This window comes from Variovorax paradoxus (genome assembly GCF_902712855.1).
Taxonomy (GTDB): Bacteria; Pseudomonadota; Gammaproteobacteria; order Burkholderiales; family Burkholderiaceae_C; genus Variovorax; species Variovorax paradoxus_Q.
Map to the genome: position 1 here is coordinate 3,641,902 of NZ_LR743507.1, position 14,049 is coordinate 3,655,950.

At 68.2% G+C, this 14,049-nt stretch carries 16 protein-coding genes; 10 read left to right on the top strand and 6 right to left on the bottom strand.

Annotation, left to right across the window (positions count from 1 at the left end; all coding sequences use genetic code 11):
* From AACL56_RS16655 to msrA, 3 genes are all read left to right on the top strand, one after another.
* Positions 1–801 (top strand): molybdopterin-binding protein, encoded by an 801-nt coding sequence (locus AACL56_RS16655; RefSeq protein ID WP_339090918.1) that lies wholly within the window; start codon positions 1–3, stop codon positions 799–801.
* 102 nt (positions 802–903) lie between these two features.
* Positions 904–1,170, top strand: a complete 267-nt coding sequence (locus AACL56_RS16660) for a pentapeptide MXKDX repeat protein (protein ID WP_339090919.1) — start codon at positions 904–906, stop codon at positions 1,168–1,170.
* A gap of 103 nt (positions 1,171–1,273) precedes the next feature.
* Entirely contained in the window at positions 1,274–1,972 is a 699-nt protein-coding gene (msrA, locus tag AACL56_RS16665) for a peptide-methionine (S)-S-oxide reductase MsrA (protein ID WP_339090920.1), read from the top strand.
* A 22-nt stretch (positions 1,973–1,994) separates the two neighbouring features.
* On the opposite strand, the gene AACL56_RS16670 is transcribed toward msrA, so the two are convergent.
* From AACL56_RS16670 to AACL56_RS16680, 3 genes are read right to left on the bottom strand one after another with little or no spacing between them, the layout of a single operon-like run.
* Positions 1,995–3,293, bottom strand: coding sequence for an acetyl-CoA hydrolase/transferase family protein (locus AACL56_RS16670; RefSeq protein ID WP_339090921.1), 1,299 nt, complete (start codon positions 3,291–3,293; stop codon positions 1,995–1,997).
* Positions 3,290–4,315 (bottom strand): class I fructose-bisphosphate aldolase, encoded by a 1,026-nt coding sequence (locus AACL56_RS16675; protein WP_339090922.1) that lies wholly within the window; start codon positions 4,313–4,315, stop codon positions 3,290–3,292. Before AACL56_RS16675 ends, AACL56_RS16670 begins: the two co-directional genes overlap by 4 nt.
* A 51-nt stretch (positions 4,316–4,366) precedes the next feature.
* Positions 4,367–5,539 (bottom strand): NAD(P)/FAD-dependent oxidoreductase, encoded by a 1,173-nt coding sequence (locus tag AACL56_RS16680; RefSeq protein ID WP_339090923.1) that lies wholly within the window; start codon positions 5,537–5,539, stop codon positions 4,367–4,369.
* Between the two features lie 54 nt (positions 5,540–5,593).
* Here AACL56_RS16680 and AACL56_RS16685 point away from each other — a divergent pair, with 54 nt between their 5' ends.
* Entirely contained in the window at positions 5,594–6,487 is an 894-nt protein-coding gene (locus AACL56_RS16685; RefSeq protein WP_339090924.1) for a LysR substrate-binding domain-containing protein, read from the top strand.
* A gap of 10 nt (positions 6,488–6,497) precedes the next feature.
* Here AACL56_RS16685 and AACL56_RS16690 read toward each other — a convergent pair whose 3' ends face one another.
* A complete protein-coding gene (locus tag AACL56_RS16690; RefSeq protein ID WP_339090925.1) occupies positions 6,498–7,526 on the bottom strand; it encodes an aldo/keto reductase in 1,029 nt (342 codons plus the stop codon).
* Positions 7,527–7,676: 150 nt separating this feature from the next.
* Between AACL56_RS16690 and AACL56_RS16695 the strand changes: the two genes are divergently transcribed.
* Together AACL56_RS16695 and AACL56_RS16700 are read left to right on the top strand one after the other, a co-directional pair.
* On the top strand, positions 7,677–8,129 hold the full coding sequence (locus tag AACL56_RS16695) for a GNAT family N-acetyltransferase (protein WP_339090926.1): 453 nt from the start codon (positions 7,677–7,679) through the stop codon (positions 8,127–8,129).
* A 194-nt stretch (positions 8,130–8,323) separates the two neighbouring features.
* Positions 8,324–9,262: a hypothetical protein gene (locus AACL56_RS16700; protein WP_339090927.1), complete on the top strand. Its 939-nt coding sequence runs from the start codon at positions 8,324–8,326 to the stop codon at positions 9,260–9,262.
* A 23-nt stretch (positions 9,263–9,285) separates the two neighbouring features.
* Here AACL56_RS16700 and AACL56_RS16705 read toward each other — a convergent pair whose 3' ends face one another.
* Positions 9,286–9,765 (bottom strand): helix-turn-helix domain-containing protein, encoded by a 480-nt coding sequence (locus AACL56_RS16705; RefSeq protein WP_339090928.1) that lies wholly within the window; start codon positions 9,763–9,765, stop codon positions 9,286–9,288.
* Between the two features lie 89 nt (positions 9,766–9,854).
* Here AACL56_RS16705 and AACL56_RS16710 point away from each other — a divergent pair, with 89 nt between their 5' ends.
* Positions 9,855–10,712 carry a class I SAM-dependent methyltransferase gene (locus AACL56_RS16710; protein WP_339090929.1) on the top strand — a complete coding sequence of 286 codons (858 nt, stop codon included), beginning with the start codon at positions 9,855–9,857 and terminating at the stop codon, positions 10,710–10,712.
* A complete protein-coding gene (locus tag AACL56_RS16715) occupies positions 10,709–11,218 on the top strand; it encodes a DUF2938 domain-containing protein (RefSeq protein ID WP_339090930.1) in 510 nt (169 codons plus the stop codon). The genes AACL56_RS16710 and AACL56_RS16715 overlap by 4 nt, the downstream gene beginning before the upstream one ends.
* Here the strand turns inward: AACL56_RS16715 and AACL56_RS16720 are convergent.
* Positions 11,193–11,513 (bottom strand): hypothetical protein, encoded by a 321-nt coding sequence (locus AACL56_RS16720; RefSeq protein WP_339090931.1) that lies wholly within the window; start codon positions 11,511–11,513, stop codon positions 11,193–11,195. The two genes, AACL56_RS16715 and AACL56_RS16720, sit on opposite strands and share 26 nt — an antisense overlap.
* A gap of 486 nt (positions 11,514–11,999) precedes the next feature.
* On the opposite strand from AACL56_RS16720, the gene AACL56_RS16725 reads away from it, so the two are divergent.
* Together AACL56_RS16725 and AACL56_RS16730 are read left to right on the top strand one after the other, a co-directional pair.
* The gene (locus AACL56_RS16725; protein WP_339090932.1) at positions 12,000–13,001 is read left to right on the top strand and encodes a MurR/RpiR family transcriptional regulator; all 1,002 of its coding nucleotides are present in this window, start codon (positions 12,000–12,002) and stop codon (positions 12,999–13,001) included.
* Complete coding sequence (locus tag AACL56_RS16730) at positions 12,998–13,963, top strand: isoaspartyl peptidase/L-asparaginase family protein (RefSeq protein WP_339090933.1); 966 nt, start codon at positions 12,998–13,000, stop codon at positions 13,961–13,963. The genes AACL56_RS16725 and AACL56_RS16730 overlap by 4 nt, the downstream gene beginning before the upstream one ends.
* Positions 13,964–14,049: the final 86 nt, after the last annotated feature.

Below are 14,049 nucleotides of genomic sequence, written 5' to 3' on the forward strand. Positions count from 1 at the left end.
ATGAAGATCTTCAAAGCACCCACTCTCTTGCGCGCCACCGGCATCGACGGCGACGCCGTGCTGCACGAGGCCCGCACGCTGATTGCGAAGAAGCTCGACCAGCCATCGCGCCGCGCCTTCCTGCAGCGCTCGCTCACGCTCGGAGGCCTCTCGATGCTGACCGGCTGCAGCATCAGCGACAACGCCCAGGTGGAAGCCGCGCTCACGAAGATCTCGCGCTTCAACGACAGGGTGCAGGGGCTGATCTTCAGTCCCACGCAACTCGCGCCGACCTACACCGAGGCCGAGATCACCCGGCCCTTCCCGTTCAACGCCTACTACGGCGAGGACGAGGTCCGCGAGGTCGACGAGGCAAGCTACAGGCTCGAGGTGACCGGCATGGTCGCCGACAGGCATGCGTGGACGCTGGACGAGCTGCGCGCCATGCCGCAGCACGACCAGATCACGCGGCACATCTGCGTGGAAGGCTGGAGTGCCATCGGCAAGTGGGGCGGCGTGCGATTTGCCGACTTCCTGCGCCGCATCGGCGCGGACACCACGGCCAGGTACGTCGGCTTCAAGTGCGCGGACGACTACTACACCAGCATCGACATGCCCACCGCGCTGCATCCGCAGACGCTGCTGACGCTCACCTACGACGGCCAGCCGCTGCCGCCCAAGTACGGGTTCCCGATGAAGCTGCGCATGCCGACCAAGCTCGGCTACAAGAACCCGAAGCACATCAAGGCGATGTTCGTGACCAACACCTATTCAGGTGGCTACTGGGAAGACCAGGGCTACAACTGGTTCGGAGGGAGCTGAGGGGCTGCCGCAGCCGCTCGACTGCCGAAGAAAGCGCGTGGCCGCAGCCGGTGTAACCGGAACGGCCTTCCAAACGAAATCGACTCAACAGGAAGACACCCAATGAACAAGCTCACCGCCACCCTGCTCGCCTCCTGCATCGCCCTGGCCGGCGCCTCGGCCTTTGCCGCTGACACCATGGCCAAGGACGGCATGGCCAAGGATTCGATGGCAAACGACGCCATGAAGAAGGATTCGATGTCGAAAGACGCCATGAAGAAGGATTCGATGGCCAAGGACGGCATGTCCAAGGACGCGATGAAGAAGGACTCGATGTCCAAGGACGCCATGAAGAAGGACAGCATGGGCAAGGACGAGATGAAGAAGTAAGCCGACGCGGCGCCTTCGCCGCGCATCCACGCGATTGCGTGACCGCCGCATTGACGCCGGAGCAGTTCGGCGTCAATGTCTCTCCCCCAAAGGAACTTTCACCATGAAATCCCTCGCCCTCACTGCCGGTACCCTGGCCGCCGCCGCGCTGGTCTGGCATGCCGTGCCTTCGTTCGCCGAAACCGCCCGCCGCGTGCCCGCACCCACGGCCGACCTGACGGCGCCCGCTGCCAAGACCGAGACTGCCGTGTTCGCCGGCGGCTGCTTCTGGGGCGTGCAAGGCGTGTTCCAGCGCGTCAAGGGCGTGAGCAATGCCGTGTCGGGCTATGCCGGCGGCGACGCCAAGACGGCTCACTACGACGAAGTGGGCTCGGGCCGCACCGGCCACGCCGAGTCGGTGCGCATCACCTACGACCCGCAACAGGTCAGCTACGGCAAGCTGCTGCAGATCTACTTCTCGGTGGCGCACGACCCGACCGAGCTCAACCGCCAGGGCCCCGACACCGGCACGCAATACCGCTCCACCGTGTTCGCGGAGAACGCCGAGCAGGCGCGCATCGCCACGGCCTACATCGCGCAACTGAACCAGGCCAAGACCTTCGGCAAGCCACTGGCGACCACGGTGGAGTTGTCCAAGCCCTTCTACGCGGCCGAGGACTACCACCAGGACTACCTCACGCTGCATCCGAGCCAGCCCTACATCGCGATCAACGACATGCCGAAGATCGATGACCTGAAGAAGCTGTTTCCCGAGAGCTACAAGGCCACGCCTTCGCTGGTGAAGGCGGCCAGGGCGGGCTGACCGGCCGGCTGGCGCCGCGGGCCTACAGCAGCTTCAGCAGTCTTGCCTGCTGCGTCAGCTCCGCGCGGAAATCGGGGTGGGCGATGCCGATCAGCTCCTGCGCACGCTGCCTGGCCGACTTGCCGCGCAACTGCGCCACGCCGTACTCGGTGACGACGTAGTTGATGTCGTTCTTGCTCGTGCTCAGGTGCGTGCCGGGCGACAGCGACGGCACGATGCGCGAAATGGTGTCGCCCTTGGCCGTGGACGGCAGCACGATGAAGGCCTTGCCGCCGCGCGACCGGTTGGCCGCGCGCACGAAGTCCGATTGCCCGCCCGTGCCCGAATACGGCGCGTGGCCCAGGCTTTCGGAGCCACACTGGCCCAGCAGGTCGATCTGCATCGTCGCGTTGATCGCCACGAGGTTGTCGTTGAGCCCGGCCAGCGCCGGATCGTTGGTGAAGTTCACCGGATGCATCTCCAGCGCGGGGTTGCGGTCCATGAAGCGGTAGAGCTTGGCCGATCCCAGCGCGAAGGTCGCGACCGACTTGCCCGGCAGGTAGTTCTTGCGACGGTTGGTGACCGCACCGCTCTCCACCAGCGTGAGGATGCCGTCGCCGATCATCTCGGTGTGGATGCCCAGGTCCTGCTTGCCGGTCAGCTGCATGACCACCGCGTCGGGGATGCCGCCGTAACCGATCTGCAATGTCGAGCCGTCGTCGATCAGGTCGGCCACGTACTTGCCGATGGCCTCCTGCACCACGCCGATCTTCGGCAGCCCGACCTCCATCACCGGCGCCTCGTTCTCGACCAGCGCGGCCACCTGCGACACGTGCACGTGGCAGGCGCCGTAGGCAAACGGCACGTTCGGGTTCACCTCGAGCACCACGGCACGCGCCCTGGCAATGGCGGCCATGGTGTAGTCGGCGCCCAGGCTCAACGCGAAGTAGCCGTGCGCATCCATCGGCGAGGCCATGCTGAAGACCACGTCGGCCGTTATCTGGCCGCGTTCGATCTGCGCCGGGATCTCCGAGAAATAATTGGGGACGAAGTCGATCCAGCCCTCCTGGCCGCCCGCCCGCGTGGCGCCGCCGAAGAACAGCGCCACGTGCCGCACGTGCTCCACCGTCTCGGGGTCGATGTAGGCGTACTTGCGCATCGCGAGGATCTGCGCGACCTTCACGTCGCGGAAATCGCGGCGCTGGTCCGACAGTGCGGTCAGCAGCGTAGGCGGCTCGCCGACGCCGGTCGGCACGACGATCATGTCCCCGTTGCGCACCTGGCGCACGGCATCGGCGGGAGATGCCAGCTTCTGGCGGTACAGGTCCTGGGGAGTCGTCATGCGCGTGCCTGTGCCTCTTCCTTGTAGATGCCGCGGCGCGCGGCCTGGTTGGCCCGGGTGCGGAGAACCAGCGCCTGCTGCGCCACAGCCACGTTGGCGGCGTCGCCCTTCCACGCATCGAGCGCCGGCTGCTGCACCGCGCGCGAGAACGAGAAGGTCAGTGCCCAGGGCATGCGCGACTTGAACCGGACGTTCATTTCGTTCAGGCGGGCCGACGCGACGTGCGCCGCCTGCCCGCCGGAGAGAAAGGCCACGCCGGGCACGGCGGCGGGCACGGTGCGAAGCAGGCAGTCGACCGTGGCCTGTGCCACGGCCTCCACAGCATCCTGCGTGGCGGCCTTCAACCCCGGCAGCACCATGTTCGGCTTCAGCAGCATGCCTTCGAGCACCACGCCCTGCGCGCGCAGTTCGGCAAAGGTGCGGTGCAGGACTTCTTCCGTGACCTCGGCGCAGCGCGCGAGCGAATGGTCGCCGTCCATCAGCACCTCGGGCTCGACGATGGGCACGATCGCGGCTTCCTGGCACAGCGCGGCATAGCGTGCGAGCGCATGCGCGTTCACGCGGATGCATGCGCGGGTCGGCAAACCATTGCCGATGGCGATCACGCCGCGCCACTTGGCAAAGCGCGCGCCCATCGCGCTGTACTCCGACAGGCGCTCGCGCAGGCCGTCGAGGCCTTCGGTGACTGTCTCGCCCGGGTGGCCTGCCAGCGGCTTCGCGCCCGTGTCGACCTTGATGCCCGGGATGATGCCGACACCCTGCAGCGCACTCGCGAAGCCCAGGCCTGCGCCGGTCTTCTGGCGGATGGTTTCGTCGAACAGGATCGCGCCGCTGATGCTGTCGGCCAGGCCTGGCGCGGTGACGATCAGCTCGCGCCAGTCGCGCCGCGCCGCCTCGGTCTGCGGGATGCCGAGCGCCGCGAAGCGCTTGTTGCAGGTGGCGTTGCTCTCGTCCATGGCGAGCAGGCCTTTGTCCCCGGCGACCAGCGCGCGGGCGGTATCGATGAGTGTCTGTGCGGTCATGGTTGGAAGCACCTCTCTGGCGAAGATCGTACGCCCTCGCTGCGGCAAAACCTAGATCACGTTCTTCTCGAGCAGCGGCCGGTTCTCCAGGATGCGCGCGAAGGACAGCGGCGACAGGTCGAGGCTGCGGTACGCGCCGAAGCGGATCAGCTCCGCCACGCCGCGCCCCGCCGCCGGGCATTGCTGCAGGCCGTGCCCCGAGAAGCCGTTGGCGAAATAGAGGTTGTCGCAGCCGGGATGCAGGCCGAGGATGGCGTTGTGGTCGAACACGTTCATCTCGTAGTAGCCGGCCCAGGCACCGGTCATGCGCACGGCCTCGAAGGCCGGTATGCGTTCGGCCAGCGCGGGCCAGACCCGGCGCTCGAACGCTTCGTACTCGACGTCGAGTGGCGCGTCGTCGGGGTCGTCCTGTTCTGCCGGCGCAAAGCCGCAGATGAACTGGCGCCCCTCGGGCCGCAGCCAGATGCCGGAGGTGTCGATGAGCAACGGACAACCGGGCAGCGCCTCGGGGCATGAGAAGCTGAACACGCTGCGGCGGCGGCCTCGCACCGGCAAGTCGATGCCGGCCCAGGAAGCCACCTTTGCGGCCCACGCGCCGGCAGCGTTGACGACGACGTCGGCCGCCAGCACGCGGCCGTCTTCGAGCTGGACGCCCTTCACGCTGCAGCCCTCGCACTGCAAGCCCGTCGCATGCGCCTGCAGGTAGCGCGCGCCCTGCAACGCCGCCTTCCTGCGGAAGGCCTGCAGCACGCTGTAGCCGTCGTACCAGCCCTCGCCCGACAGCCCGAGCGAGGCGAGTGCCACGCCCTCGGTGGAGATCCATGGAAAGCGCGCCTTCAACTCGCCGGGCGTCATCAACACCACGTCGACCGCGTGTGCCTTCTGCATCGCATGGTTCTCGCGCAGCACATCCACGCCGGTGGGCGACGCGAGGTACAGGTAGCCCGGCTCGACCAGTCCGATGTCGGGCACGTCGTCGCCCACGCGCAGCGTCTCGCCCAGCGCGCGAAAGAAGTCGATGCCGTAACGCGACATCCCGATGTTGATGGCGGTGGAAAACTGCTGCCGGATCGAACTGGCCGACAGCGCCGATGACGCCTGGCGGTAGGAGAAGTCGCGCTCGACCACGGTGACCTCGAAGGGTTCGCCTTCGGGGTCGCGGGTCAGGAAATAAGCGATGGCCGAACCGATCGCCCCGCCTCCGATGATCACCACACGACGCATGAAGTGCCTTTCCTGTCGCGCGTCCACCCGCACGCAGCTTGCAGAATAGCGCCGATGAGAAAAGACATTCCCAACCTCGGCGCGCTGCAGGCCTTCGAGGCTTCGGCGCGGCTGGGGAGCTTCACCCGCGCGGCGAGCGAGCTGGCGCTCACGCAGAGCGCGGTCGGCCGGCAGGTGGCCATGCTCGAGCAGCGGCTGGGCGTGCCGCTGTTCTCGCGCGTGCGCAAGCGCCTGACGCTGACCGACGTGGGCCGCGAATATGCCGCGCGCATCCGCCGGCATCTCGACCAGATCCGCCGCGACACGCTGGAAATCAGCGCCGGCCACGAGATGGGCTTCGTGCTCGAACTGGCCGTGGTGCCGACCTTTGCCACGCAATGGCTCATTCCGCGGCTGCCGGAGTTCAGCCGGCGGCATCCGAACATCACGGTGAACCTGTCGGCGCGCTCGCAGCCCTTCTCGTTCCAGGAAAACGCCTACGACGCGGCCATCTACTTCGGCGACCAGTTCTGGCCCGACACGCGCGGCGGGCTGATCTTTTCCGAAGGCGAGATGGTGCCCATCTGCAGCCCCGCTTTCCGCGACGCGCACGGCCCATGGGACGAGGCCGGCTTCGAGCGCTGCCGCCACGTGCACCTGAGCACGCGCGCCCACGCATGGCGCGACTGGTATGCGCAGCAGGAGTGGGAGTACACGGTGCACGCATCGCGCGGACCGCGCTACGAGCTCTTCACCATGGTGGTCGCCGCCACCGCGGCCGGCATGGGCGTGGGCCTGGCGCCACGCATCCTGATCGAGCACGAGCTTCGCACCGGCGAGCTCGTGATCCCGGTCGACCGGCACCTCGACGTGCCCCAGGGTTACTACTTCGCGTACCCCGAAGGCCGGCCGGCCTCCGGGGCGCTGGAAGACTTCAAGCGCTGGGTGCTGGGATTGACGCCAGCCTGACGGCGAACCCCTAGACCGGATTCGGGTTGCGCTCGAGGAACCCCTGCTGGTGCCAGTAAGGGTAGCTGCGCGTCGTGACGCTCGCCGCATCGAGCTCGGCCACCTGCGCGGGCGTGAGGTTCCAGCCCACCGCACCGAGGTTCTGCCGCAGCTGCGCCTCGTCGCGCGCGCCGACCACCACGCTGGACACCGTCGGGCGCTGCAGCAGCCAGTTCAGCGCGACCTGCGGCACTGTCTTGCCGACTTCGGCGCCGACCTTCTCGAGCGCCTCGACCACGCGGTACAGCAGTTCGTCGGGCACCGGCGGGCCCATGTCGGCCGTCACAGGCAGGCGGCTGTTGGCCGGCAGCGGCTGGCCGCGGCGGATCTTGCCCGTGAGGCGCCCCCAGCCCAGCGGGCTCCACACCACGGCGCCCACGCCCTGGTCGATGCCGAGCGGCATCAGCTCCCATTCGTAGTCGCGCCCGACCAGCGAGTAGTACGCCTGGTGCGCCACGTAGCGCGCCAGCCCGTGGCGCTCGGACACCGCCAGCGACTTCATCAGGTGCCAGCCCGAGAAGTTCGACACCCCGATATAGCGCAGCTTGCCCGCACGCACCAGGTCGTCGAGCGTCGCGAGCGTTTCTTCCACCGGCGTGCTCGCATCGAAGCCGTGCAGCTGGAACAGGTCGATGTAGTCGGTGCCCAGGCGCCGCAACGCCGCATCGACCGCCGCCACCAGGTGATGGCGCGACGAGCCCACGTCGTTGGCGCCCTTGCCGCTGCGGAAGGTGGCCTTGGTGGAGATCAGCAGCTCGTCGCGCGGGCGGCCCTTGATCGCCTCGCCCAGGACCGACTCGGCCGAGCCGGCCGAATAGATGTCGGCGCTGTCGAACATGTTGACGCCTGCCTCGAGGCAGATGTCGATCAGCTTGCGCGCCTCGGCCACGTCGGTGCTGCCCCACGCACTGAAGAACTCGCCCTTGCCTCCGAACGTGCCGGTGCCAAAGCTCAACACGGGGACCTTGAGGCCCGATCTGCCCAGATGACGGTATTCCAAAGTGCTACTCCTTTGCGCATGCATGTTCGATCAACCGGCAGGCCGACCGGCCCGCCGCCGCAGGCATTGTTGGGCGAAGCCTTGAACCCTGTGCCGGGGTAGGCTTTGCGCAGGGCCCGCTCGCCCTGTCGGGCTCAGTAACATCGCCCGATGCAGATCTCCCTCGAAAGCCCCGCGCAGCCCGACGTCGTCGCGCTCATCGATGCGCTCGACGCCTACCAGAAGCCGCTGTATCCGCCCGAGAGCCATCACGGCATCGACGTTGCGGCGCTCTCGGCGCCGAACGTGCTCTTCGCCGTCGCACGCGACGGCCAGGGCCGCGCCGTCGGCTGCGGCGCCATCGTCGTCGGCACCGAGTTCGGCGAACTCAAGCGCATGTTCGTGCGGCCCGAGAGCCGCGGGCAAGGCATCGCCGCGCAGTTGCTGGGCTTTCTCGAGAATGAAGCGAAGGCCAGGGGCTGCCTGACGTTCATGCTGGAGACCGGCCCGAGCCAACCCGAAGCCATCGCGTTCTATGCACGCTCGGGGTACGAACACCGCGGGCCGTTCGGCGGGTATGGACCCGACCCGTTCAGCGTGTTCATGGAGAAGCCGGCCGCGTGAGCAGGGCCTGCCGGCCGACGGACTCCACCGGCGCGCCGGACAGAATGCCCGACAAGACGCATGGCGAGGCACAACACAAGATGACGGAATACTTTTCTCCGCGTTCGCGGTGTGTTCCGCGTGCTTTCGCATGCGTTGGCAAAGCAGACGATCCATCGTAGATTTCCCGTCCACTCAAGGAAGGGGAAGAACACATGCCGATGGGTCTGTCCAGGGACGAATACAAGGCTCTTGAGAAATTCATCGGCAAGCGGGCCACGACCTTCGCCGAGCACGAGGTCCTGCTTGCCGACGAGATCAGCAAGGGCGCCAAGCAGACGGCCTTTCACACGATCTCGAGACACGGCTACCAGACCGGCTGGGAGGCACAGCTCGTACGTCTGATGACGGGAGAGACGCCCGACCAGCCCTTCGCGCTGACCGGTGTGCGGGCGCAGATCCAGGAATGGGAGAAATCGACCGGCGGAACCGGCAGTCTCCCGGCGCCCACGCGGAACATCCGCTATGCCCCGGCCGACAGCGTCGGTGCGTTTCTCGGCCCGGAGGTCGAGACCCTGGCTCTCACCAAGGCTCAGAGCATCAGCCGGCACCTGCAGGGCGGCAGGTTGGCCGAGATGGAGACCGGACATGCCAGGACGCGCAAGTGGGAGAAGTACAAGTACATCGAGTGCATCGTGAGCGCAGGCTCGCAATACGCCGGGGTCAGCTTCGTTCGGGACAAGACGGAGACCAAGCGCACCAAGGAGGAGTTCGAGGAAGCGATGGAAGACTTCCTCGCCGGGGCCCGTGTGCTTTGGGGCCCCACGGTGTCTCTCCACGACCAGATGACCTACCGGGAAATCAGGAAGAAACGCGGGGAGTTTCCTGCCAAGCTCGCGGAGAAGATGGTCAAGGTGCGCTTCCCCAACCTGTCGGACCTGCTCGCCTATCTCCACGTCGAGGCCGTGATGATGAAGAACGTCCGCGTCGTGCTCAAGCGCGTTCCCGACAACAGCCTCACGTGGAAGGTGCACACCGCCTACGCCGTCAACGATCCCGTCCAGCTGCGGCCCGACGCGCCCGGCAAATGGGTCGGCAACATCAAGACGACCGAGTTCGACGGTCCGCGCAAGCTTTCGATGATGTCGTACTGATCGGCGACCGGCGGGCGAACGCGCTACGGATCCGCTTTCGAAGATCGCTCCCGGGCCCCCGCTTTCCCCTTGGGTGGGCGGGGCGCCGCCTTGGTTCGCTTCTCCCTGGCTGCGCCTGCCTCCGCCTTGCGCAGGATGCGCCGGAACTTCGGGCACTCCATGTGGCTCGGTGCCGAGCACACCGCCGCGTGCCGCAGCCCATCGCGCATGACGCTCAGGTTGCGGATGGTGCGGTCGAGCTCGTCGGCCTTGGCGGTGAGCATCAGCCGGTCGATGCGCGGCTGGCCGTCGGCGCCGAACATGCGTGCGATGTCGTCGAGCGAGAAGCCCGCGCTGCGGCCCAGCGCGATGAGCGCCAGCCGCTCCAGCACGCCGGGGTCGAACAGCCGGCGCAGGCCACGCCGGCCGGTCGAAACGATCAGCCCCTTCTCCTCGTAGTAGCGCAATGCGGAGGCCGGCACGCCGGAGCGCTGCGCCACCTCGCTGATGTCCAGATGCGTCATTTCCTGCACCTCCCTCTTGACCTCAAGTCGGCTTTAGCTCGCATAGTGCGGTTTCCGCCTCTGGAAGGCAAGCCAAAGGAAACGACATCATGGAAACCACCCAGCCCGCGGGCAGCGAACAGGCCCGGCTCTGGAACGGCCCGTCGGGCCACGCCTGGGTCGATGCGCAGGCCACGCTCGACCATCTCTTCCGCCCCATCGAAGCGCTGCTGGCCGAGACGGCGCGCACCGCGGGCGCGCGACGGGTGCTCGACGTCGGCTGCGGCACCGGCGCCACCACGCTCGCGGTGGCAAGCGCGCTCGGCGGCGCTGGCCACTGCACCGGCATCGACATCTCGCAGCCGATGATCGCCACCGCACGCGAGCGCGCCGCGCGGCAAGGCAGCCAGGCCACCTTCGTCTGCGCCGATGCCCGCAGCCACGTGTTCGCTCCGGGCAGCTTCGATCTGCTCGTCTCGCGCTTCGGCGTGATGTTCTTCGACGACCCCGTGGGGGCCTTCGCCAACCTGCACCGCGCCGCGGCACGCGATGCGTCGGTGCGGTTCATTGCCTGGCGCAGCGCCGCGGAAAACCTGTTCATGACCACCGCGGAGCACGCCGCGGCGCCGCTGCTGCCGAAACTGCAGCCGCGCCCTGCCGGCGGCCCGGGCCAGTTCGCCTTCGCCGACGCGGAACGGGTCCGGTCCATCTTGAAGGACAGCGGCTGGCACGACATCGCGATCGAACCGATCGACGTGCCCTGCGCGATGCCCGAAGCGGACCTGGCCGGCTACCTGAGCCGGCTGGGCCCGGTCGGCGGCGCGCTGCGCGAGGCCGACGCGCAGACCCGCGCGGCGGTCATCGATGTGGTGCGCGCCGCGTTCGAGCCGTTCGTCCACGGCGAGGAGGTCCGTTTCGTTGCGGCGTGCTGGTCGATCGGCGCCCGCGCGGAAGGCCCCGCCGCATGACCGACGATGCAACCCTCTGCCTGATGCACGCCCTCGCGATCGGCGCCGGCGCGACGGCGACGATGGACCTCTGGGCCGTCTTGCGCCAGCGGCTGTTCGGCGTTCCCGCGATGGACTACGCGCTGGTCGGCCGCTGGCTGGTCTACCTGACGCGCGGCCGCTTTCACCACGCCTCCATCGGTGCAACGCCGTCCGTGCCGCATGAGCGGCTGATCGGATGGACGGCCCATTACGCCATCGGCATCGCGTTCGCTGCCGTGCTGCTGGCCGGCTGGGGCATCGGCTGGGCAAGCAACCCGACGCCCGGCCCTGCGCTGATCGTCGGCATCGCGGGCGTGGCCGCGCCGTTCTTCGTGCTGCAGCCGGGCATGGGCGCAGGCATTGCGGCAAGCCGCACGCCGCGCCCCGCAGTGGCGCGCATGCACAGCCTCGTCACGCACGCGGTGTTCGGGCTGGGTCTTTATGCGGCCGGCCGGGCCTTCAGCTGGCTGGGGCTGCTCCGGTAGTCAGGCCGTCGAGTCCGGCGCGCATCGATTGGAGCGTTGCGTCGATCTCATCGAGCCGGCGGTTCATTTCGAGATTCACCAGGCCGAGCAGTGCGGCCAGCTCCGTGCGCGTCGGATGAAGCCGGTCGGTGTCGCCCAACTCGGCGGGTTCAATGAGTTTCTCGATGCATGTGTAGGCATGCAAAACCTCGCGAAGACTGTCGGTGTCGTCGCAGGCCTGGATGGCGAGAGTTTCGGCATGGCCGATTTCGGGGGCGGCGGAAGATGGCGTGCGCAAGCGAGCAGAAGCAACCATTGAATGGTCTCCATTGAAAGATCCAGAGGTGCTTCGGGACGCCAATCCCGGGCACGCCGTCCTTCGGCGCGCCGACGGCGAGTGCAGCCGTCAGCAGACGCAGCTCGACCGATGCCGCAACGCCGTTGATTGCGGCATCGGCGAACGCCGACCGTTGCAACCTCGGAGCTCGGCAACAGCCGCGACGTCACTCGACCGTTCGCTTTAGACAGGTTCACGCGCCGCAAAGGGTCGCAGGCCGCGAAACGCCGGCCTCGAAAGACACGAAAACGACGGCACAAGGGAAATCCCTAGGACGCCCTGGTCGGACCAGCGAACACCGCGCCAGCAAAGGCGCTGCGCCCTTCGCCTTCCACCTCGATCCACCTTCACCGCTGGCCCGCTCCTTGCAAACACGATCAAAAATGACAGAAAATTTTCTTGTTTGACTTATATTTGTAAACTGGTTTTCAAAAAACGCACACTTTCGGGCGCCCCGCACCATTCATGAGCAGCACTGTCGACACCCCAGGCACCACCGTGGCACAGCGCATCGCGCAGGCGCTGCCGCGGCTGACGCGTTCGCATCGCCAGGTGGCCGACTACGTGCTCGAGCATCCCCTGCAGGTCGCCACGCTGCCCATCGACGAGCTTGCCGCGGCGGTCGGCGTGTCGGTCGCCACGGCCAACCGCTTCGCGCGCGCGCTGGACTTCGACGGCTACGCCACCTTCCGCGCCGAACTCGTGCGCGGCTTCGAGCAGCTGGTGGCGCCGGTGGAGCGCCTGCGCGGCAACCTGGAGCGCCCGTCGACCGTGGCCGAGGTGTTCGCCACCGCGCTCGACGAGAGCCGCCGCAACATCGACGCGACGCGCCAGACGCTGGACTACGCCGCCTGCGAAGCCGCGGTGGAGCGCATCGGCAAGGCGCGCTCGGTCTACATCGCAGGCTTCGGCGCCAGCGCATGGCTCGCGGGCCTGCTGCAGCACGGGCTGGACGGCAGTTGCAGCGACGTGCGCCTGCTCTCGGGCGTGAGCGGCGTGACGCACGCCGCGCGCACGCTGATGCACGCCGGCCCGCAGGACGTGTTCATCGCCCTCACCTTCCCCCGCTACCTGACCGACACGGTGGCCCTCGCGCAGATCGCGCGCAGCCAGGAGTGCGCCGTGATCGCGCTCACCGACCGCCCCAGCTCGCCGCTGGCGCCGCTGGCCGAGGTGGCGCTGTATTGCCAGACGGAAACCAGCTACCGGCCGAACTGCGAGACCAGCGTGCTCGCGCTGATCGAAGCGCTCACCAGTGCAGTGGCGCTGCGCGCGCCCGACCCGGTGCAGTCCGCCGGCCGCATCCTGCATGCGGTGCGCCCGTGGCTGCACGGCGCCAACGGCCTGCCGCGCGGCAACGCCGCGGGCGGCGGCCTCGTGGCCCGCGTCGACGACACATTCGAAACATCTACCCCGCACGGCACCGCTGCCGGCGCCGGCGCGAAAAAGAAGAAAGCTTCCCGATGATCCAGACCCACGTGCCCGTGATCGCCATCCACGGCGGCGCCGGCACCATCAGCGCCGCTACCACCAGCGCCGCACAGGCGCAGGCGTACCACGACGCGCTGAACCGCATCGTGGCCGCCGCGCAGGCGATGCTGCTGAAGGGCGCTCCGGCGCTCGACGCCGCCTGCCTGGCGGTCGAGCTGCTCGAGGAGTGCCCGCTCTTCAACGCCGGCCACGGCGCAGTGTTCACTCATGACGAAACGCATGAACTCGACGCCGCCGTGATGGACGGCGCCACGCTCGCCGCCGGCGCCATTGCCGGCGTGTGCCATGTGCGCCGCCCGGTGCGCGCCGCGCGCGCCGTGCTCCAGGACGGCGCCCACGTGCTGCTGGCCGGCGCGGGCGCCGAGGCCTTCGCGCGCGAACACGGGCTGGAGATGGTCGATCCCTCGTTCTTCTCCACCGAGGCCCGCCGCCAGCAGTTGCACCGCGTGCGCGGCACCGGCCGCGTGGTGACGGACCATGAAGGCGCCTCGATGGCGGCCACGCCACTCGACGAGGACAAGAAGTTCGGCACCGTCGGCGCGGTCGCGCTCGACATGCACGGCCACCTGGCCGCCGCCACCTCCACCGGCGGCATGACCAACAAGCGCGTCGGCCGCATCGGCGATTCGCCGCTGATCGGCGCGGGCACCTATGCCGACGACCGAACGGCGGCGGTGTCGTGCACCGGCAGCGGCGAGATGTTCATCCGCGTGGCCGCTGCCTACGACGTGTGCGCGCGCATGGCCTACGGCGGCGCCACGCTCGAGGCCGCCACGCACGCGGTGGTGCAGCAGTCGCTGCCGGCCATCGGCGGCACCGGGGGCCTGATCGCCGTGGACCGCCACGGCAACCTGAGCCTGGCCTTCAACACCGAAGGCATGTACCGCGGCCACGCGCGCGGCAACGATGCGCCGCAAACGGCCATCTTCGCAGCATGAAGCAGCCCCCCAGCCTTCACTCGCTGCGTGTCGCTGCGCCAGCCCCCGTGCAGGGGACGACACCGGTGGCCCGGCCAGGCCGGCTC